The sequence below is a fragment of the Variovorax sp. AC194 genome, from assembly GCF_979257995.1.
In genome coordinates this window covers 3,658,286-3,676,341 of sequence record NZ_OZ409823.1, presented here as the reverse complement: position 1 = coordinate 3,676,341, position 18,056 = coordinate 3,658,286, and the positions used below count along the sequence as shown (strand labels likewise).

General features: G+C 69.1%; 17 protein-coding genes. 7 read left to right on the top strand and 10 right to left on the bottom strand.

What is annotated here, in order from left to right:
• Positions 1–101: 101 nt before the first annotated feature.
• Complete coding sequence (locus ACZYRS_RS17580) at positions 102–4,265, top strand: chemotaxis protein CheB (RefSeq protein ID WP_463420273.1); 4,164 nt, start codon at positions 102–104, stop codon at positions 4,263–4,265.
• Between the two features lie 61 nt (positions 4,266–4,326).
• On the opposite strand, the gene ACZYRS_RS17575 is transcribed toward ACZYRS_RS17580, so the two are convergent.
• Together ACZYRS_RS17575 and ACZYRS_RS17570 are read right to left on the bottom strand one after the other, a co-directional pair.
• A complete protein-coding gene (locus tag ACZYRS_RS17575; RefSeq protein ID WP_463420272.1) occupies positions 4,327–4,602 on the bottom strand; it encodes a hypothetical protein in 276 nt (91 codons plus the stop codon).
• Positions 4,599–4,916 (bottom strand): hypothetical protein, encoded by a 318-nt coding sequence (locus ACZYRS_RS17570; RefSeq protein WP_463420271.1) that lies wholly within the window; start codon positions 4,914–4,916, stop codon positions 4,599–4,601. Before ACZYRS_RS17570 ends, ACZYRS_RS17575 begins: the two co-directional genes overlap by 4 nt.
• Before the next feature lie 205 nt (positions 4,917–5,121).
• On the opposite strand from ACZYRS_RS17570, the gene ACZYRS_RS17565 reads away from it, so the two are divergent.
• Positions 5,122–5,298: a hypothetical protein gene (locus ACZYRS_RS17565; protein WP_463420270.1), complete on the top strand. Its 177-nt coding sequence runs from the start codon at positions 5,122–5,124 to the stop codon at positions 5,296–5,298.
• A 30-nt stretch (positions 5,299–5,328) separates the two neighbouring features.
• Here ACZYRS_RS17565 and ACZYRS_RS17560 read toward each other — a convergent pair whose 3' ends face one another.
• Positions 5,329–5,631: a DUF2934 domain-containing protein gene (locus ACZYRS_RS17560; protein WP_463420269.1), complete on the bottom strand. Its 303-nt coding sequence runs from the start codon at positions 5,629–5,631 to the stop codon at positions 5,329–5,331.
• Positions 5,632–5,832: 201 nt separating this feature from the next.
• On the opposite strand from ACZYRS_RS17560, the gene ACZYRS_RS17555 reads away from it, so the two are divergent.
• Both ACZYRS_RS17555 and ligD read left to right on the top strand, forming a co-directional pair.
• Positions 5,833–5,994: a DUF4142 domain-containing protein gene (locus ACZYRS_RS17555; protein ID WP_463420268.1), complete on the top strand. Its 162-nt coding sequence runs from the start codon at positions 5,833–5,835 to the stop codon at positions 5,992–5,994.
• 109 nt (positions 5,995–6,103) lie between these two features.
• Entirely contained in the window at positions 6,104–8,668 is a 2,565-nt protein-coding gene (gene ligD / locus ACZYRS_RS17550; RefSeq protein WP_463420267.1) for a DNA ligase D, read from the top strand.
• A gap of 338 nt (positions 8,669–9,006) precedes the next feature.
• Here the strand turns inward: ligD and ACZYRS_RS17545 are convergent, their stop codons facing one another.
• Positions 9,007–9,912, bottom strand: a complete 906-nt coding sequence (locus ACZYRS_RS17545; protein WP_463420266.1) for a nucleotidyltransferase — start codon at positions 9,910–9,912, stop codon at positions 9,007–9,009.
• 135 nt (positions 9,913–10,047) lie between these two features.
• Here ACZYRS_RS17545 and ACZYRS_RS17540 point away from each other — a divergent pair, with 135 nt between their 5' ends.
• Complete coding sequence (locus ACZYRS_RS17540; protein ID WP_463420265.1) at positions 10,048–10,827, top strand: metallophosphoesterase family protein; 780 nt, start codon at positions 10,048–10,050, stop codon at positions 10,825–10,827.
• A 48-nt stretch (positions 10,828–10,875) separates the two neighbouring features.
• Here the strand turns inward: ACZYRS_RS17540 and ACZYRS_RS17535 are convergent, their stop codons facing one another.
• Genes ACZYRS_RS17535 through ACZYRS_RS17515 form a run of 5 tightly spaced genes read right to left on the bottom strand, consistent with a single transcriptional unit; the run spans position 10,876 to position 15,608 of the window.
• Entirely contained in the window at positions 10,876–11,739 is an 864-nt protein-coding gene (locus tag ACZYRS_RS17535; protein ID WP_463420264.1) for a ChbG/HpnK family deacetylase, read from the bottom strand.
• Positions 11,732–13,333 carry an ArnT family glycosyltransferase gene (locus ACZYRS_RS17530; RefSeq protein WP_463420263.1) on the bottom strand — a complete coding sequence of 534 codons (1,602 nt, stop codon included), beginning with the start codon at positions 13,331–13,333 and terminating at the stop codon, positions 11,732–11,734. Before ACZYRS_RS17530 ends, ACZYRS_RS17535 begins: the two co-directional genes overlap by 8 nt.
• The gene (locus tag ACZYRS_RS17525; protein ID WP_463420262.1) at positions 13,330–14,445 is read right to left on the bottom strand and encodes a glycosyltransferase family 2 protein; all 1,116 of its coding nucleotides are present in this window, start codon (positions 14,443–14,445) and stop codon (positions 13,330–13,332) included. Before ACZYRS_RS17525 ends, ACZYRS_RS17530 begins: the two co-directional genes overlap by 4 nt.
• Positions 14,442–15,179, bottom strand: coding sequence for a phosphatase PAP2 family protein (locus ACZYRS_RS17520; RefSeq protein ID WP_463420261.1), 738 nt, complete (start codon positions 15,177–15,179; stop codon positions 14,442–14,444). Before ACZYRS_RS17520 ends, ACZYRS_RS17525 begins: the two co-directional genes overlap by 4 nt.
• 39 nt (positions 15,180–15,218) lie before the next feature.
• Complete coding sequence (locus tag ACZYRS_RS17515; protein WP_463420260.1) at positions 15,219–15,608, bottom strand: hypothetical protein; 390 nt, start codon at positions 15,606–15,608, stop codon at positions 15,219–15,221.
• 313 nt (positions 15,609–15,921) lie between these two features.
• Between ACZYRS_RS17515 and ACZYRS_RS17510 the strand changes: the two genes are divergently transcribed.
• The gene (locus ACZYRS_RS17510) at positions 15,922–16,548 is read left to right on the top strand and encodes an ABC transporter ATP-binding protein (RefSeq protein WP_463420259.1); all 627 of its coding nucleotides are present in this window, start codon (positions 15,922–15,924) and stop codon (positions 16,546–16,548) included.
• A complete protein-coding gene (locus ACZYRS_RS17505; RefSeq protein WP_463420258.1) occupies positions 16,545–17,336 on the top strand; it encodes an ABC transporter permease in 792 nt (263 codons plus the stop codon). Before ACZYRS_RS17510 ends, ACZYRS_RS17505 begins: the two co-directional genes overlap by 4 nt.
• A 168-nt stretch (positions 17,337–17,504) precedes the next feature.
• Here ACZYRS_RS17505 and ACZYRS_RS17500 read toward each other — a convergent pair whose 3' ends face one another.
• On the bottom strand, positions 17,505–17,987 hold the full coding sequence (locus tag ACZYRS_RS17500) for a DUF2726 domain-containing protein (RefSeq protein ID WP_198783781.1): 483 nt from the start codon (positions 17,985–17,987) through the stop codon (positions 17,505–17,507).
• Positions 17,988–18,056: the final 69 nt, after the last annotated feature.

Sequence of the window (18,056 nt, the reverse complement as noted above, 5' to 3'; positions counted from 1 at the left end):
GGGGCGTCAAGCCGTACGGAAGGGTGCAGAATCCCAAACTTCGTCCTGTTCCGCCGAGGGCCGCCCAGCGGCGCTTTGCCTCCCTCCGCCAGCGAGATCTCATGCCCCCTCAAGGACCCGCCGCAGCGCCTTCCTCCGGTTCCACGCCGTCCCACCTGACCCCCAGCCACCTGAAGTTTCCGGTGGTCGGCATCGGCGGCTCGGCCGGCGGACTGGAGTCGGTGATCCGGTTCTTCGAGCAGATGCCCACGGCCGGAGGCATGGCCTTCGTGGTGATCCTGCACCTGTCGCCCAAGCACAAGAGCAGCGCGGCCGAGATCCTGCAGCGCGCCACCGCGATGCCGGTGCGCCAGGTCAACCAGTCGATGCCGGTGGAGGCGAACCATGTGTACGTGATTCCGCCGGGCGTCACGCTCACGATGAACGACGGCCACCTGCGCGTGACGCCGAACGAGCAGATCGCCGGGCGCCACATGGCCATCGATGTGTTCTTTCGCACGTTGGCCGAGGTGCACCAGGCGCGCGCGGTGTGCATCGTGATGTCGGGCACGGGCAGCGACGGCGCGGTGGGGCTCACCAGCGTGAAGGAGTACGGCGGCATTGCCATCGCCCAGACGCCCGAGGACGCGGCGCACGACGGCATGCCGCGCGCGGCCATCGCCACGGGCGCGGTCGACTTCGTGCTGCCCGCGGCCGACATGCCCGAGCGGCTGGCGGACATCTGGCGCACCGCGCGCAACATCCGCATGCCCGAGGCGCAGGCGGAGGACGGCGCCTTCGCGGCCGACCCGGCGGCGCCGCTGGAATCGCAGGAGGCCGAGAAGGCGCTGCAGGACATCATGTCGTACCTGCGCGGCTACACGCGCCACGACTTTCGCCACTACAAGCGCGCGACGGTGCTGCGCCGCATCGAGCGCCGGCTGCAGGTCAACCGGCTCACCGACCTGCCGTCGTACCGCGACTTCCTGCGCGAGCACGCCGAGGAGGCGCCGCTGCTGCTGCAGGACATGCTGATCAGCGTGACCAACTTCTTTCGCGACCGCGAGGCCTTCGAGGCGCTGGAGCGCGAGGCGATCCGCCGCATCGTCCAGGCCAAGCAGCCCGGCGAGCAGGTGCGCGTGTGGGTGGCCGGCTGCGCCACCGGCGAGGAGGCCTATTCGCTGAGCATGCTGCTGCGGGAACAGGCCGACCTGCAGTCCAAGCCGCTGGAGATCCAGGTGTTCGCCACCGACATCGACGAGCGCGCCATCGCCACCGCGCGAAAGGGCCTCTACGCGCAGGGCATCGCCGAGGACGTGACGCCCTCGCGCCTGCGCCAGTTCTTCGTGAAGGAGCAGGGCCAGTACCGCGTGGCCACCGTGGTGCGCGAGCCGGTGCTCTTCGCGCTGCACAACCTCTTGCGCGATCCGCCGTTCTCGCGGCTGGACCTGATCTGCTGCCGCAACCTCCTGATCTACCTGGACCGCTCGGCGCAGGCGCATGTGCTGGAGATGTTCCGCATCGCGCTGCGCGCGGGCGGCTACCTTTTCATGGGCACCTCCGAATCGACCGATGCGGTGGGCAGCCTGTTCGATGCCATCGACAAGAAGCACCGCATCTTTCGCGTGAACCCGGGGCTCTCGGGCGGGCGGCACATGCCGCTCATCAGCGAGTCGCCGCTGATCGCCACGCCCGGTGCATTGCCCGAGCCGCAGCGAAGCACGCGCCGCGCGGGCGACGCCCCCGCCACGGCCGAGATGCACCAGCGCGCGATCGAGCAGTTCTCCCCGCCGAGCGTGCTGATCAACAGCGAGCACGAGGTGCTGCACCTGTCCAACGGGGTGGGCCGGTTCCTGGAGCGCGCAAGCGGCGAGCCCTCGAACAACCTCCTGAACAACGTGCGGCCGGACATCCGCATCGAGCTGCGCACGGCGCTGTTCAAGGCGGCGCAGTCCGCGCGCAGCGTGGAGACGCGCATCGTGCAGCGCCAGGAAGACGGCAAGCAGGTGTTCCTGAACATCACGGTGCGCCCGCTGCCGCCGAACCAGGACAGCAAGGACGGAAAGGACGGCAAGAGCGGCCTCGTCCTGGTGGTGTTCGACGAGGTGGAGGAGAGCATGCCGCTGCGCACCGGCGAATCGGACGATTCGGCGCGCATGCTGCTCATCGGCCAGCTGGAAGAAGAGATCCGCCAGCTCAAGATGCACCTGCAGGACACCATCGAGCATTCGGAGACCTCCACCGAGGAGCTGAAAGCCTCCAACGAGGAGCTGCAGGCGATCAACGAGGAACTGCGCTCGGCCACCGAGGAGCTGGAGACCAGCAAGGAAGAGCTCCAGTCGATGAACGAGGAGCTCGTGACGGTGAACTACGAGCTCAAGGTGAAGGTCGAGGAGCGCGGCAACATCAACGACGACCTGCAGAACCTGATCTCGTCCTCGGAGATCGCCACGGTGTTCGTGAACCGCGGCATGCACGTCAAGCGCTACACGCCGCAGGCGGCCGGGCTCTTCAACCTGATCCCCACCGACCTGGGGCGCTCGCTCTTCGACATCACCAGCCGGCTGGACTACCCCGAGCTTTCGGACGACACGGCCTCGGCCTTCAAGGACCTGCGCGCCATCGAGCGGCAGGTGACCAGCACCGACGGGCGCCACTACATCGCGCGCATCCTTCCGTACCGCACGGCGGACGACAAGATCGAGGGCGCGATCCTCAATTTCTTCGACATCACCGAGCTGCGCGCGGCCCAGGAGCGCGTGCGCGCCGGCGAGGAGCGCCTGCGCCTGGTGGCGGCGACCACGCGCGATTTCGCGATCATCACGACGGATGCGGCCGGGCTCATCACCAGCTGGAACCGCGGCGCGCAACGCATCTTCGGCTATGCCGAGGAAGAAATGATGCAGCAGCCGATCGCGACGATCTTCACGCCCGAAGACCAGGCGCACGGCATTCCCGAGCGCGAGATGCGCCGCGCCACCGAGAGCGGCCGTGCCGAGGACGAGCGCTGGCACCTGCGCAAGGACGGCAGCCGCTTTTATTGCAGCGGCGTGATGACGCCGCTGGAGCAGGCCGCCGGCGGCGGCTTCGCCAAGATCGCGCGCGACATGACCGGCACCAAGCAGCAGGAGCTCGCGCAGGAGCACCGGCTCGTGAAGGAGAAGAAGGCCAGCCTCAACGCCCAGTTGGCCAACGAGCTGAAGGACCGTTTCCTCGCGGTGATGTCGCACGAGCTGAAGCAGCCGCTCAACCTGATCCAGATGAACGCCGAGCTCCTGATGCGCCTGCCGGTGGCCGCCGACAACCCGTCGGTGCGGCGCCTGGGCGACGCGATCCGCCACGCGGTGAGCAGCCAGTCGCGCATCATCAACGACCTGCTGGACCTCTCGCGCATCCGCACGGGCAAGCTCCGGTTGAACCGGGTGGCCGTGGACCTGGGCGAGCTGGTGCAGACGGCGGCGACCGCCGCGGTGGCCAATGCGGCGGGCAAGAAGATCGCGCTGGACGTGCAGTGCGACGCCGGCGTGGTCTGCAACGGCGACCGCGTGCGCGTGGAGCAGATCGCCTGGAACCTCTTGAGCAACGCCGCCAAGTTCACGCCCGACGGCGGGCACATTTCGGCGCGCGTGGTGGCCGAGGACGGGTTCGCGCGCCTGACGGTCACCGACACCGGCTGCGGCATTGCGCCCGAATTCCTGCCGCATGTGTTCGGCATGTTCAACCAGGCCACGCAGGACGCCGCGCCGCCCAACGGCGGCCTGGGCATCGGCCTGGCGCTGGTGTACGAACTGGCCGTGGCCCACGGCGGCCGCGTGGAGGCGCACTCCGAGGGCGTGGGCCGGGGCGCGACGTTCGACGTGTGGCTGCCGCAGGTGGGCACCGACGTGGCCGCCGCGCCCGAAGCGGCGCCCGCCGAGGTGGACCTGAAGGGCTGGCGCGTGCTGGCGGTGGACGACTATGCCGATTCCCTGGTGCCCTTTGCCGAAGTGCTGCGCCTGGAGGGCGCCATCGTCGACACGGCAGGCAGCGGCAAGGAAGCGCTCGCGCTGCTGCAGGCCCGGCGCTACGACCTCCTGGTGTCGGACCTGGGCATGCCCGAGATGGACGGTTTCGAGCTGATCCGCGAAGTGCGGCGCATGGAAGCCGCGCGCGACCTGCCTTCCATCGCGATGTCCGGCTACGGGCGGCGGGTGGACGCGCGGCGCGCGCTCGAAGCAGGCTTCGATGCCCACCTGCCCAAGCCCGCGTCGATCGACGAGCTCAAGGCGGCGATCGGCCGGCTCTGAGGCCGGCGGCGGCAAGCGAAGGAGGGCGGTAGGGGCGTTAGGGCGGTCAGACGTCGGGCGGTCAGCCGGTGCGCCGCCGCGTCAGCGACTCCAGCGCGATCAGCGCCGCATCGAGCTTGTCCGCGCAGGCGCGCCAGTGGTTGCGGGCGCCCGGGGCGGGCAGCGGACCGCCATCGCGCACGGCCACCCGCACGGCTTCAAGCCACACATCGACCTGCTCGCGCGCAACCGCCTCTTCGGCGCACTGGTGCGCGAGCGTGTGCGTCAGCCGCTCGACGCGCGCATGCCAGTCGGCCTCGTCGGCCGCGGCCGCGGCTTCTTCGTCCTTGCGGCTCATGCGCGCTGCGCGGACGGCGGAATCCGCGAGGAAGAAGGCATGGGCGGCACCGCCCGCGCGCTGCGGGCGAGCGCATTGCGGCCCTCCGCGGTGATGGCGGTGACCACGGCGCGCGCGATGCGCCGCTCGCCGGTGCGCAGCAGCTCGGGCGGCTCGGTCAGTGCTTCGAGCAGCGAGGCGCTGCGCAGCGCGAGGATGCGGTGGATGTCCTCCGGCGCGGAGCACACAACCGGCAACTGCCGGCGCGACAAGAGCTCGAGCAGCTGGAAATACTCGGCCACGCGAAGGTCGCGCGGCGTTACCTTTTTTCTCATGCAAGTACCTGGGTGAAGAGGGGTCGATGGAACGAAAACACGTCGACCTCTGTCCCGGCAATCGGCGTGCCCGGCCACCGCCCTGCACGGCGTGCAAGACGTGCGACTGCAACTTCCGCGGCGAGTGGATGGCGTCCGACACCCGGCGCGCGGTGTGCGTCCAGCCTTGGACGCAACCCGTCGTTCCGGCGGAAAGGAGCACCCGATGACTCAGCCAAGGAAGGCCGCGCCGCCGGCCACAGCGCCCGTCGCACCGCGACAGGCGCCCTCGAAGAAAGAAGGGCCGACCGCCACGCGCACCACGCGCGAGGGCGCGTCCGTCGGCAAGGCCGGCAACTCCACGGCCGGCGGTGCCGCCGGCCAGCTCACGCCGAAGGACTAGCGCGAAGCGCGCGTTCCTTGCGGCTGCATGTCAGCCCTTGCGGCCGTCGACCTGCGATTCGGCATCGAGCCAGTCCTGCACATCGTCGCCGGCGGCGCCGTCGCGGCGCACGTAGGCGTCATAGGCGGCGTTGCGGATGCGCTCTTCCCGGGCCGCCGGGTCCAGCGACTGGTCCTGCGCCGCGTCCTGCTGTTGTTGCTGCTGTTGCTGCTCCTGCCCGATGGCCCCTGAAGAGGGGGAAGAGGAGGGCGGCTGTTCCTGCCCGTTGGCATTGTTCCCGCTGGTTCCCAGGGGTTGCTGGTTCTGTGGATTGCTGCTGCTGGTTTTCGGCATGGGGTCATCTCCGTTGCGCCGTTGAACACGCGGCCAACCTACGCCGTTGCCGTGCCGCCGTCGTCGGACAAGCGCTCGTTTTCAATCGATGAATGCGAAAACCGGTGGGGGTCGCGCGAGAGAATTTATGGCACGCGGTTTTGATCTTTTTCCTACAGCGAACGCGATCGAGCGCATGCGAGCCTGCGGCGCTCATCCACCTTGGAGTGCGCAAATGGAACGATCACCTCGCCATCTCACTGCAGCAGCCAGGCCGAGGCGAAGGACGCGGACCTCAAGGCGCTCGCCAGCAAGATGCTGCCGGTCGTGCAGGGGCACCTGAAGCACGCGCGCGAGCTGAGCACCAGCGTCGCGAGCAAGTAGGACGAAGCAGCGCGGGACCCACGGCCCGCGGCGCTTGTAGGAGCCGCCGTCCAGCGGAACGCGGCCAATGGCCACTGGGCCGCGTCGCTGCCGGACGATACGGTTCGCCATGGCCCGCTCCGACACGCTCAAGAAATACAAAGCGAAGCGCAACTTCGACATCACCCCCGAGCCCGCGGACGGCGGCAAGTCCACGGCCGGCGCGTTGCAGTTCGTCGTGCAGAAGCACTGGGCGACGCGGCTGCACTACGACTTCCGGCTCGAGCTGCAAGGCGCGATGAAGAGCTGGGCGGTGCCCAAGGGTCCGAGCTACGACCCCGAGGACCGCCGCATGGCGGTGCACGTGGAGGACCACCCCATGTCGTACAACAGCTTCGAGGGGCAGATCCCCGCGAAGCAGTACGGCGCGGGCAAGGTGATCGTCTGGGACAAGGGCACCTGGATGCCCATCGGCGATGCGAAGAAGGGCTACCGCGAGGGCAAGCTCAAGTTCGAGCTGCATGGCCACAAGCTGCGCGGGCACTGGACGCTGGTGCGCATCCGCAGCCGCGACGAGAGCAAACAGGATGCGTGGCTGCTCATCAAGGAGCACGACGCATACGCGCGGCCGGCCGACGAGTTCAGCGTGGTCGATCAGTTTCCGGACAGCGTGAGCGCGCTGGACATGCCTGCGGAGGCGCAGGCTGCAACGCCCGCGAAAAAGGTGCCTGCAAAGAAAGCGGCTGCGAAGAAGGCAGGGCGTGCCTCGCCCTCCGGCATGCCCGAAGGCGCGGTGAAAGCGGCCATGCCCGCCAAGCTCTCGCCGCAGCTGGCCACGCTCGTCGACGCGCCGCCGCCCAATGCCGAGGACTGGGTCTACGAGATCAAGTTCGACGGCTACCGCATGCTCGCGCGCATCGACGCCGAGGGCGTGCGCCTGTTCACCCGCAACGGCCACGACTGGACCGCGAAGCTCGAACACCTTGCACAGGCGCTCGGGCGCATGAAGCTCAAGCAGGGCTGGATCGACGGCGAGATCGTGGTGCTCAACGACGCGGGCACCACCGACTTCCAGGCGCTGCAGAACGCGTTCGACCGCTCGCGCACCGAGCGCATCGTGTTCTTCGCGTTCGATGTGCCGTACTACGACGGCCACGACCTCACCGGCGTGCCGCTGACCGAGCGGCGCGCGTTCCTCGCCTCGCTCCTGAAGAAGCCGCCGGCGGCGGTGCACTACAGCGAGACCTTCGACGCGCCGGCGCGCGACATCGTGCTGTCGGCCTGCAAGATCGGGCTGGAGGGCGTCATCGGCAAACGCAAGGACAGCGGCTACACCTCGCGCCGCTCGCCCAACTGGATCAAGCTCAAGTGCAGCCAGCGGCAGGAGTTCGTGATCGGCGGCTACACCGACCCGAAAGGCTCGCGGGTTGGTTTCGGCTCGCTGCTGATGGGGGTGCACGACGAGGCGGGCGACCTCATTTATGCGGGCGGCGTGGGCTCGGGCTTCAACGACCGCTTGCTCGCCGACCTGCTGGCGCGCATGCAGAAGCTGGCCATCGACGAGCGACCCTTCAAGAACCGCACCGAGAACGACCGCCGCGCGCACTGGATCAAGCCGGTGCTGCTGGCGGAGGTGACGTTTTCCGAATGGACCTCCGACGGGCACATCCGCCACGGCGTGTTCCATGCGCTGCGTTCGGACAAGCCGGCCAAGGCCATCGTGCGCGAGAAGCCCGTGCATGCGAGCGCGGTCGATGCGGAAGAGCGCGTGCCCGTGCGCGTGCCCGTGCGCGTGCCCGCGCCCACCACCTTGTCCGGCAACCTCAAGGTGTCGCACGCCGACCGCGTGATCGATCCGAGCACCGGGGTGAAGAAGGTCGAGCTCGTGCGCTTCTACGGCCTGGTGGCGCCGCTGATGATGGAGCACCTGAAGGGCCGGCCCGTCTCGCTCGTGCGCGCGCCGCAGGGCATCAAGGGCCAGCTGTTCTTCCAGAAGCACCTGGACAAGGGAACGATGGACGGCGTGCGCCAGCTCGACCCCGCACTTTGGCCCGCGCACGCGCCGCTGCTGGAGGTGGCGCAGCCGCTGGGCCTGGTCACCGCCGCGCAGATGAACGTGGTGGAGTTCCACACCTGGAACGGCGTGAAGACGGCCATCGGCAAGCCCGACCGCATGACCTTCGACCTGGACCCGGGGGAGGGCGTGGACTGGCCCGCCATGCTGCAGGCGGTGGAGCTGGTGCGGATGATGATCGCCGAGCTGGGCCTCGCGCCGTTCTGCAAGACCAGCGGCGGCAAGGGCCTGCACGTGGTGGTGCCGATCAAGCGGCTGCACGACTGGGACACGGTGAAGGATTTTTCTCAGGCCGTGGTGCGGCACATGTCGCGCACGCTGCCGCAGCTGTTCGTGGCCAAGAGCGGGCCGAGCAACCGCGTGGGCAAGATCTTCATCGATTACCTGCGCAACGGCTTCGGCGCGACCACGGTGTGCGCCTGGTCGGTGCGCGCGCGGCCGGGGCTGGGCGTGTCGGTGCCGGTGGAATGGGCCGAGGTGCAAAGCCTCAAGGGCGGCGCGCAGTGGACGCTGCAGAACATCCACACGCGGCTGGACAAGGGCAATGCGCCTTGGGAGAGCTACGCGAAGTCGGCGCGCGGCCTCTCGGGCGCGATGAAGATGCTCGATTTCAAACGATAGGCGCGAGGCCTAGGGCTTCGCGGGCTGCGGGGCTGGCTGGCTCTGCGCGGGCGGTGCCTGCGGCGGCGCCTCGCCACGCTTGTCCACCGCGTAGAAGTACGCGAGCGCGCCGAGGAACACGATCACCGCGGCACTCGCGCCCAGGTGAACACGCGGCGGTTGTCGCGGTCGTCGCCTGTTTTCTCGTGGGTTTCCTGAGGGGTATGGGTATGGGTATTCATGATCGATCTCCTTTGCGCCAGCATTCGAGGGGCGCGACCACGAACCTGTAGGAGCGCACCGCCGGTGGGGTGCAGTCGACGACGACAGCGCGCCCGGCACGAACCCCGGGCCTGCGCCTAGCCTTGCGGCTTTTCCTTGCTGGCCGGGTCTGGTTGCGCGCCTCCTTGGTTCGTCGGAACCGTAGCCGGGCCGCAAACCCGGTCTGCGATGTCCTGGGTCCATTGCGCGACGTCCCGGTCCGTCATGCTGCTTGCGGGGGTGAGGCGGCCGTCCACGTAACCCAGTTGCTTCACATCGTGCAGGTATTGCTCCCGCGAGAGCAGGGTGCCCGCGCACACGTTCGCGTTCGAGGCCGCGGGCGCATCCACTTCACCGGCCAGGCGATCGATCAGGTGGGCGATCACCCAGCCGGGAATGCGGTGGCGCTCGCCGGGATAGATGTAGCCAAAGAGCGTGAGGTGCGCCAGCAGCACGCGCCAGTGCGAGCCGAAGCGCTCCATGAGGCTGGCCCAGTCCAGCTGCTCGGCGCGGGCCAGCAGCAGGTGGGCGATGTCGCCGCCGTCGTAGCGCTCGCGCTCCATGATGAAGGCCTTGGACAGCAGGCTGTCCTCGACATTGGCCACGCGCGCCGACACGCCCAGGATGTCCGCGCGGCAGTTGCCGCTGAACCAGCGCTGGTCGACCGGTGTCACGCCGTTGCCCGAACTGAAGATCAGGTCGATGAACGCTTCGCCGTCGTACACCTTCGCCAGCCAGTGCGGATAGGTCAATTCGACACGCCAGCCGTGTTGCCGCATCTGCTGCGCAATGCGCTCGAAGTCTTTGCGCAGGATGAACAGGTCCAGGTCCTTGGTCGACCGGCGGATGCCCGTGTAGCAGGCCAGCGCGAAGGCGCCCCCGACCAGGAAAGGAATGCCCGCATCGCTCAGGGCGTGCAGGGCCTGTCGATAGAAGTCGGCCACACGGGGGTCGACTTCCTCTTCCAGTGAAGGGGCCAGCGCGGGGAAGGGCGGGAACGACATGCCTGCAAAGGTGGCGTGAGCAGCAGACGCAACGCCGGAGCAAACGACCTCAACCCGCGTCGGCAAGCGCCTACAGGCACTGCGGGAGGGGGCCGATGACGACGAAGCGCGACGAAGCACAGGCTGGTGGACACCATGCCCAATCCGAAATCTTCCTCTCACATCCGCTTCGCCGCCGTCGGCGATCTCCACGTCCAGAAAGACTCCGCCGGTACGTTGCGCAGCCTGTTCGCCCAAGCCGACGAAGAGGCCGATGCGCTGCTGCTGTGCGGTGACCTGACGGACTACGGCACCGAGGAGGAGGCGCGCGTCCTGGTCGAAGAGCTGAGCGCAGTTCACATTCCTGTCGTCGCCGTTCTGGGCAACCATGACTTCGAGTCCGGCACTTCCGAGGTGGTGGTCGGACTGCTGGCGCAGGCCGGCGTTCGCGTGCTCGATGGTTCGGTCTGCGAGATCGAAGGCGTGGGCATCGCGGGCGTCAAGGGCTTCGGCGGCGGTTTCGGACGCGGCTCGCTGGGCGCATGGGGCGAACCGGCGATCAAGCTGTTCGTGCAGGAGGCGCTGAACGAGGCGATGAAGCTGGAATCCGCGCTGGCCAAACTGCGCACCCGGCGCCGGATCGCGCTGTTGCACTACGCGCCGGTCGTCGGCACGGTCGAAGGCGAGCCGACGGAGATTTTTCCTTTTCTGGGCAGCAGCCGCCTGGAGGAACCGCTGTTGCGGTATCCGATGGATGCGGTGTTCCACGGCCACGCGCACCGGGGCACGCTCGAGGCGCGGACCATCAATGGCGTGCCGGTCTACAACGTTGCCAAACCCTTGTTGCAACGCAGCCGGCCCGATGTGCCGCCGTTCTTTCTGTATGAGTTATCGCGGGACGTGGCCGATGAAGAGGCGTCGGCGGCCGTCCGTTGATTGGCGCGGAACTCGGGATCGGTCGATCCTGTGCCCGGAACGCCCGCGTTATCGCGGCTCCACCAGACCGCGGCGCAGCAACCCCGTGAGGGTCGCCGGGCCGACGGGACCGGCGCCGCCCCGCCAGGGAAAATCGATGGCGCGCAGCACCTCGTACTCCTGCATTCGCGCCGCCGCGTGCGGATCAGACGGCCCGACGGCCGCCGAGGGGTGGCACATCAACACGTCCCCCGTTCGCGCGGCGCCCAGCCAGCCCTGCAGCCGTGCGCGGTAGGCGTCGGCATCGCCGCCGAAGTCATACACGCCCAGGAGCCCGCGGCTGCCCGGAATGCCGTGCGCTCGGGCCTGTCGTTGCAAGGCGGGGCCGCCGAGCGCGTGGACCACGCGGGCCTTGAGGCCTTCCCGCCGCAGCGCGCCGCCAGGCGCCGTGTTGCGCAGCCAGGGTGGCGATGCGGCATAGCGCCTGGACACCTCCTGGAGCAGCAGCTCGCGCACCACCGGAAACTGGTGCACGTGCCGGTGGCCGTCGATGAAGGCGGGCGCGCGACCCATGGCGTCTTCGAAGCGCGTGAGCTGGTCGCGGATGTCGGCCTGCAGTCCCGCCGCGAACGCGGTGCGCGTCCAGGTCCGCGCGAGCAGGCGCGCCAAGCCGGGCTCGGGGCCGTCGGCCTTCGAGGGGCGGGTGAGGTCCAGGTGCAGGCCGACGTCCAGCCGCTCCGGCGCGATGCGCCGCAGCGCGCGTGCGCCGGCCGGCCAGGCCCCGCGCCGCACCATGCCGCCGGTGGCGGAGAGCTTGCCTCGCTCGGCCAGCTCGAGGATCGCCGCGTTGATGCCGCTGCTCATGCCGAAGTCGTCGGCGCAGATGCAGATTTCGCGCAGGGGGGCGCGCCCGGGGCTTTCGCTCTCAGTCATTGGCCGGCGCTCCAGAGGCCGATGCCGCGGGCGGGACATCCAGGCAATGCGGGTCGCTCGCGGCGCTGCCCGCGAAACGCCATGCGGCGGCCGCGCGGTTGACCGCCACCACTTGCGCGCGGGCCAGCCAGGGGTTGGAGAGCTGCGCGTTGCTGGGCCCGACGATCCAGGTCGCGCGCGGCACGCAGAGCGCGGGGGCGAGCCGGGTCCGCTCCAGCAGTGTTGCGGCGGCGCGTGCAGGCTCGAAGCGCGCTGCGTCGGACATTTCCTTGCGCCAGTTGTCGCGCGGATCGCGAGCCGCGGCGCGCCAGTCGTCCGACACCAGCACCGGCTCCCGCAGCTTCCAGTAGAAGGGGATCTCGTAGAAGTAGCTGTCGAGCATCAGCACCCGCTCGCCGGGCGCGATCGACAGGCCGGCCGGAAGGCGCAGGTGCGCGCCGGGCGGCACCGACCAGGCCGCGACGGCCGCCACGCAGGCCACGCAGACGGCGGCGGATGCCAGCGCGGTCGTGCGCAGCCGCATGCGCAGCGCCTGGACGGACCGGCCTGCGAACACGCGCCGCGCGATCAGGTAGGCCAGCGGCGGCAGCGCGGGCAGCACGTAGCCCACGAGCTTGGAGCGCGGCAGCGAGAAGAACACCACGATCACCGCGAGCCAGATCACCATGAGCCAGTCGACGTCGGATAGGCCGGGGCGCTCGGTGCCGTTTTTGCCGCGCGGAACGAGCACCCAGGCGAACCACGGCAGCGTGAGCCCCGCAAGCACCGGCAGGTAGAACCAGAAGGCATGCTCATTGTTGAAGCCCGAGGATGCGAAGCGCCGAAAGTGCTGCGTGACGACGAAGTAATCGAAGAACTCCGGGTACGCCATCTGCATGCGCACGAACCACGGGCCGGCCACCGCGAGCAGCACGGCCCAGCCCGGCAGCCACAGCGCCAGGCGCAGCGCCGCGAGCCTGCGCGTCGCTGCGCACCAGAGCACGATCACCAACGTCGGCAGCACCAGCCCGATGAGGCCCTTGGCCAGCAGACCGGCCGCGGCGAACAGGTAGGCGCCCGCGAGCAGCGCGCGCCACGCTTCGTTTCGCTCCTTCGCCAATGCCGCGCCGGCCGCCAGCAACACGGTGCAGGCGATGCAGCCGGCCACCAGCATGTCCAGGTTGGCGAACTGCGCGCCGAGAAAGAAAAAGGGCGTGGTCACCAGCACCACGACCGACAGCAGCGCCAGGGGCTGCGTCGACCACCGGCGCAGGAAAAGATACAGGGCCGTCGCGGCCGCGACGGCGCCGAGCACCGAGGGCAGGCGCGCCGCCCATTCCACCGGGCCCGTCACCGACATCGCCGCAGCGCCGATCCAGTAGAACAGCGGCGGCTTGTGGAAGAAGGGCAGGCCGTCCAGCCGCGGCACCAGCCAGTCGCCCGCGTGCAGCATGGCCAGCGCGACGCCGGCATAGCGCCCCTCGTCGGGCGACATGAGCGGGCGTATCCATGCCGTGGCCAGCAGCCAGGCCAGGAGCGCCAGGACGAGCCACGGCGTGCTCGGCGTGCTCGGCGTGCTTGGGGCGCTCGGCCCTGCGGCGTCGGTGCGCCTCATGGCTCGCCGGCGTCCAGGCCGCTCCCGTGTTCCCGGCTCACCACGTACAGCGGACGGCCCTTGACCTCCTCGTAGATGCGCGCGACGTATTCGCCGACGATGCCGGTGGAGATCATCTGCACGCCGATGAAGAACATCAGGCTCGCGACGATGGTGGTCCAGCCCGAGACCGCATTGCCGAGCACCAGGTATTCGATGCTCACCCAAAGCCCGTAGCCGAATGCGACCAGCGCGAACAGCAGCCCGACCACGCTGACCATGCGCAGCGGCCAGGTGGTGAAGGCGGTGAGGCCGTCAATGGCCAGGCGCACCAGGCGCCGCGTGTTGAAGGTGCTGGTGCCCTCGGCGCGCGGCGCGGGCGTGTAGGGCATGGCCACCGCGCGGAATCCCACCCAGGCATACAGGCCCTTCATGAACCGGCTGCGCTCGGGAAGGGCCATGAGCGCGTCCACCACCTTGCGGTCCATCAACCGGAAATCTCCCGCGTCCCTGGGCACCGAGAAGCGGTCCGAGGTGTCGAGCAGGCGATAGAAGAGCCTGCTGCCCAGTTGCTTGAAGCGGCTTTCGTCGCGGCGCTCCTCGCGCACGGCGTACACCACCTCGGCGCCCGCGGACCACAGGGCGATCATGTCGTGGATGAGCCGGGGCGAGTGCTGCAGGTCGCCGTCCAGCAGCACCACGGCATCGCCGGCGGCCGCGGCCAGGCCCGCGGTGAGCGCGGCCTCCTTGCCGAAGTTGCGCGACAGCGAGATGCAGCGAAAGCCCGAGAGTTCGCACCAGGCGCGGGCGACGGCGGCGGTGTCGTCGGTGCTGCCGTCGTCAACCACGATGATTTCCCAGCGCAGCTTGGTTGCCCAGAGGATCTCTTCGAGCAGAGGCAGGAGGTGCCGCAGATTGGCGCCTTCGTTGTAGCAGGGGATGACGCAGGAGACGCCGAGCACGCGCGATTTCGGCGCAAGCGGTGCGCCCGAGGGCGCGGCCTCGTCTGGCGAAGCCTGCGCGTCGGCGGGCGGCTCGCTGTTGCTGCGGTCGCTGCGGTCGCGGATGTTGCGGCTGGTGCTGCCGCTGCCGGCCTCGGCGCGCCACCGTGCGGTGTGAAGGGGCGAGGTCATGGGTGCCTCCATGGCGAAACGGTTGGCCGGGTCGCGGCGGGGCTTCGGTCCGCTCGCGGCACGAGCAGGTGAACGAGCCAGCGGCCGCCGGCGAGGGCGCCGGCGATCGCCGCGCCGAGCAGCAGGCCCGCGAAGATGTCGAGCGGGAAATGGACGCCCACGTAGACCCGCGCCCAGCCGGTGGCGGCCGCGCAGGCCAGCAGCGGCACGCCGAGCCGGCGCAGGCCGGCGTGCAGCAGGAAGGCCAGCGCCACCATGAACATCACGGCCGCGTGCGTGCTCGGCAACGAGCCGCGGCCGGCATGCGCGATGTAAGCCGGGGCCAGCCCAAGCACGAAGGGGCGAGGCACGTCCAGCGACATCGCGATGGCATGCGCGAGCAGCGACGTCAGCCCGGCGGCCGCGGCGACCACGCACAGGTATGCGCGGTCGGCGCGGTGCCGCCACAGCGCCACCAGGAGGATGGCAGCGCTCAACCAGCTGCCCCAGACAGCGAAGGCGGAGGCCACCGCGAGCACCCACGGCGTGGGATGGCCGCCGGCCGCAAGCCATTGGAAAAGAGCGAGGTTCGGCGCGTTCACGACGGCACCCCGGGCGAAGCGGACGAAAAGACAGGCGCGGCAAAGCGCCCGGTGCGGCACGCGCACCCGAAGAAGCTGGACATGGTCGAGGCCCTTGCGACAAGAAAGGAAAGCTGCGCTGCGGACGCGGCGGGACAGCAGCTGTCCCGCCACGCAGCGAGGCGGCGCGACGCGCGCGGCGTCGTTCGCTTCTCAGGCGGTCAAGGGTGGCGCGGCGGAGGGCGGAAGGCGCCGCCAGGGCAGGGCGGGCGACGGCGGAGCGCCGCTGCGCGCCGGCACCTGCTCGGGAACGGCGCGCACGATGGGCACGACCAGCTGCGCCAATGCCAGGATGAGCGGCAGCATCGCCAGCACCACAGCCATCAGGCCGTCGAGCGCGAGGTCGAATGCGTCGGGGTGGTCGATGCTTGCCGGCGTCTGGGCGAACACCGTGGTCTCGCGATCCGAAGGATGGTCCGCACGATCGTCGGCCTCGAATTGCACCGCTTCGCTCGCGGCATGCAGTCTGAGCATCGGCTCGTCCTCCAGGCCGTCGCAGCGGTAGTGGACCGCGATGAAGGGCAGCAGCAGGACCAGCGCCATGCCGGCCCAGCACCACAGCCTGTGGTGTGCCGCAACGCACTTCCTGATTCGCGACCTCGTCATGCGGTCCATCGTAGGATGCGATCGTGAACGCAAGCTGATCTAGGCATTCAGACTCCCGTCAGGAAATGCGCAGGTTTTCGTGCCCCGGCGCATGCACCAGGGGCGCATGTTCGTCTCGTGCCTGGCGGTCCGATTGCCACTCGTGCCGCCCGTGCCGCCCGTGCCGCTCTTCATGCCCACGATCTATGCTTGGCCCCACGGGCCCGGAACGCGGCGCCGCGCCGACACCCGACACCCACACCCACACCCGATGACGACCGACCTGCGAACATATTTCTCCCTTCGAGGCCTGCGCGGACTGCGCAGCCTGGGCGGCGCATCGATCGACCTGGACGTGAACCGGGGCGAGTGCATCTGCGTCCTGGGCAAGTCCGGCTCCGGAAAGAGCGTGTTCCTTCGGCTGGTGGCCGATCTGGATCCGGGCGAGGGCAGCGTCACGCTTAACGGCACCGAGCGCAATGCCTGGTCGGGGCCCGAGTGGCGCCAGCGCGTGGTCTATCAGGCGGCCGAGCCCGCGTGGTGGGCGCCCACGGTGGCGGCGCACTTTCCCGCCGACGGCCTCGCGCGGCTGTCGGCCTGGCTGCCGCAGATCGACATGGCGCAGGACATCGCGCATGCGGACATCGCGCGCCTTTCCACCGGCGAGCGCCAACGCCTCGCGCTGCTGCGCTCCCTGGCGCGCAGGCCCGCGGTGCTGCTGCTGGACGAGCCGACGGCCTCGCTGGACCATGCCACCACGCTGGTCGTGGAACGCCTGTTGCAACGCGAACAAGCGGCGGGCCTTTCGATCCTGATGGTGACGCACTCGCGCGAGCAGGCCGGGCGCATCGGCCAACGCCTTTTCGAAATGACCGACGGCAACCTGCACCTCGCATGAACACGATCCATCTCGACGCCACCGACCTGGTGCTGGCCACGCTGCTGGTGCTGCTGAATGCCGGCGCCTCGCTCGTGCTTCATCTGCGGCTGCACCGCCAGGTGCTGTGGGCGGCCACGCGCATGGTGGTGCAACTGCTGCTGGTCGGGCTGGTGCTGCGGCTGGTCTTTGCCGCCGTGTCGCCGACCGCGACGGTCATGCTGGTTCTCCTGATGATCCTGGCAGCCGCGCGCGAGGTGGCGGTGCGGCCCGCCTGGCGGCTGCGGCGCGGCGGCAACTTCCGCATCGGCGCGGCGGCGGTCGGCATCTCCAGCGTGGCGACGGTGGTGCTGGCGCTGATGACGGCGATCCGCCCGCACCCGTGGTACGACCCGCGCTATGCGATTCCGCTGATGGGCATCGTGCTGGGCAGCGTGCTCAATTCGGCCAGCCTGGGCCTGGACAGCTTCTTCGAAGGCGTGACCGCAGGCCGCGCCGGCATCGAAGCCCGGCTGTCGCTGGGCGCGACGTTCCACGAGGCATTGGCGGACCTCACGCGCTCGTCGATCCGGCGCGGGATGATCCCGATCATCAACCAGATGTCGGCCGCGGGCGTCATCACGTTGCCCGGGATCATGACGGGTCAACTGCTCGCGGGCATGGACCCGATCGAAGCTGCCAAGTACCAGATCCTGCTGCTTTTCCTGCTGACGGGGGCCGGTGGGCTGGCCGCAGCGGGCGCGGTCTACCTGGCGGCGCACTCCATGACGGACGAGCGCCAGCGGCTGCGGCATGACCGGTTGTCTTGAGGGGAAGAGGAACAGGGTTTTCCCAGGAAAGGGCTGAGTGCGTGACAGAACAGGTGGCGGATCAAGAGGCAGATGCGACGCCCTTTATTTAACATAATGCACATTGTGTTATTTTTATATGCGCTGCCCAACGAGCCATCTACTCCCGGAATCACGCAAGAAACGCCCTCAAGACCCCTGCGGACTGACGGACGCCAGCGAAGGATCGAAATCCGCCTCCACACGCCCGATGTCCGGCACGCGTTGGTATCGCAGCACCCGGTACCCGGCTTCGATCAGCATCGCATCGCGGTCCGGATCGCGCCTGGCCTTGTCTTTCTGGTTCTTGTCGCCGAGCTCGACCACGGCCACGACCTTGAACGAGCGGTCGCACACGACGAAGTCGGCGATCCTGCGGCTGAACGTGCTGCGCGCGGCGCGCGTGCGGGCCGTGAGCAATGCGCCGAAGCTGACCTGCGGAAGCACCACGAGGTCCGGCAGCGTCTGCACGAGGCGGTTGTACATCGCCTGTTCGCGCGCATTGAGCGGCGCCCGTGCCTTGGGCTTGTCGACAAAGCCGCTGGTGCTTTGCTCAGACCGCTTCTTGGCCACCACCAGGAACACCAGCACCCCGACGGCCAACAAAACGACCATGAATAGGAACGTATTCATCTCTGCTTCTCCTTCTCCACAGAGTCTCGCACGAGTGCACAGGCGCCCTTTTGGAGCTGTTCTGGCGGG

Excerpts from the sequence above, each read along its gene's own strand:
- ACZYRS_RS17580 (WP_463420273.1), top strand. The coding sequence starts at position 102 with ATGCCCCCTCAAGGACCCGCCGCAGCGCCTTCCTCCGGTTCCACGCCG.
- ACZYRS_RS17575 (WP_463420272.1), bottom strand. The coding sequence starts at position 4,602 with ATGAGCCGCAAGGACGAAGAAGCCGCGGCCGCGGCCGACGAGGCCGAC.
- ACZYRS_RS17570 (WP_463420271.1), bottom strand. The coding sequence starts at position 4,916 with ATGAGAAAAAAGGTAACGCCGCGCGACCTTCGCGTGGCCGAGTATTTC.
- ACZYRS_RS17565 (WP_463420270.1), top strand. The coding sequence starts at position 5,122 with ATGACTCAGCCAAGGAAGGCCGCGCCGCCGGCCACAGCGCCCGTCGCA.
- ACZYRS_RS17560 (WP_463420269.1), bottom strand. The coding sequence starts at position 5,631 with ATGCCGAAAACCAGCAGCAGCAATCCACAGAACCAGCAACCCCTGGGA.
- ligD (WP_463420267.1), top strand. The coding sequence starts at position 6,104 with ATGGCCCGCTCCGACACGCTCAAGAAATACAAAGCGAAGCGCAACTTC.
- ACZYRS_RS17545 (WP_463420266.1), bottom strand. The coding sequence starts at position 9,912 with ATGTCGTTCCCGCCCTTCCCCGCGCTGGCCCCTTCACTGGAAGAGGAA.
- ACZYRS_RS17540 (WP_463420265.1), top strand. The coding sequence starts at position 10,048 with ATGCCCAATCCGAAATCTTCCTCTCACATCCGCTTCGCCGCCGTCGGC.
- ACZYRS_RS17535 (WP_463420264.1), bottom strand. The coding sequence starts at position 11,739 with ATGACTGAGAGCGAAAGCCCCGGGCGCGCCCCCCTGCGCGAAATCTGC.
- ACZYRS_RS17530 (WP_463420263.1), bottom strand. The coding sequence starts at position 13,333 with ATGAGGCGCACCGACGCCGCAGGGCCGAGCGCCCCAAGCACGCCGAGC.
- ACZYRS_RS17525 (WP_463420262.1), bottom strand. The coding sequence starts at position 14,445 with ATGACCTCGCCCCTTCACACCGCACGGTGGCGCGCCGAGGCCGGCAGC.
- ACZYRS_RS17515 (WP_463420260.1), bottom strand. The coding sequence starts at position 15,608 with ATGGCGCTGGTCCTGCTGCTGCCCTTCATCGCGGTCCACTACCGCTGC.
- ACZYRS_RS17510 (WP_463420259.1), top strand. The coding sequence starts at position 15,922 with ATGACGACCGACCTGCGAACATATTTCTCCCTTCGAGGCCTGCGCGGA.
- ACZYRS_RS17505 (WP_463420258.1), top strand. The coding sequence starts at position 16,545 with ATGAACACGATCCATCTCGACGCCACCGACCTGGTGCTGGCCACGCTG.
- ACZYRS_RS17500 (WP_198783781.1), bottom strand. The coding sequence starts at position 17,987 with ATGAATACGTTCCTATTCATGGTCGTTTTGTTGGCCGTCGGGGTGCTG.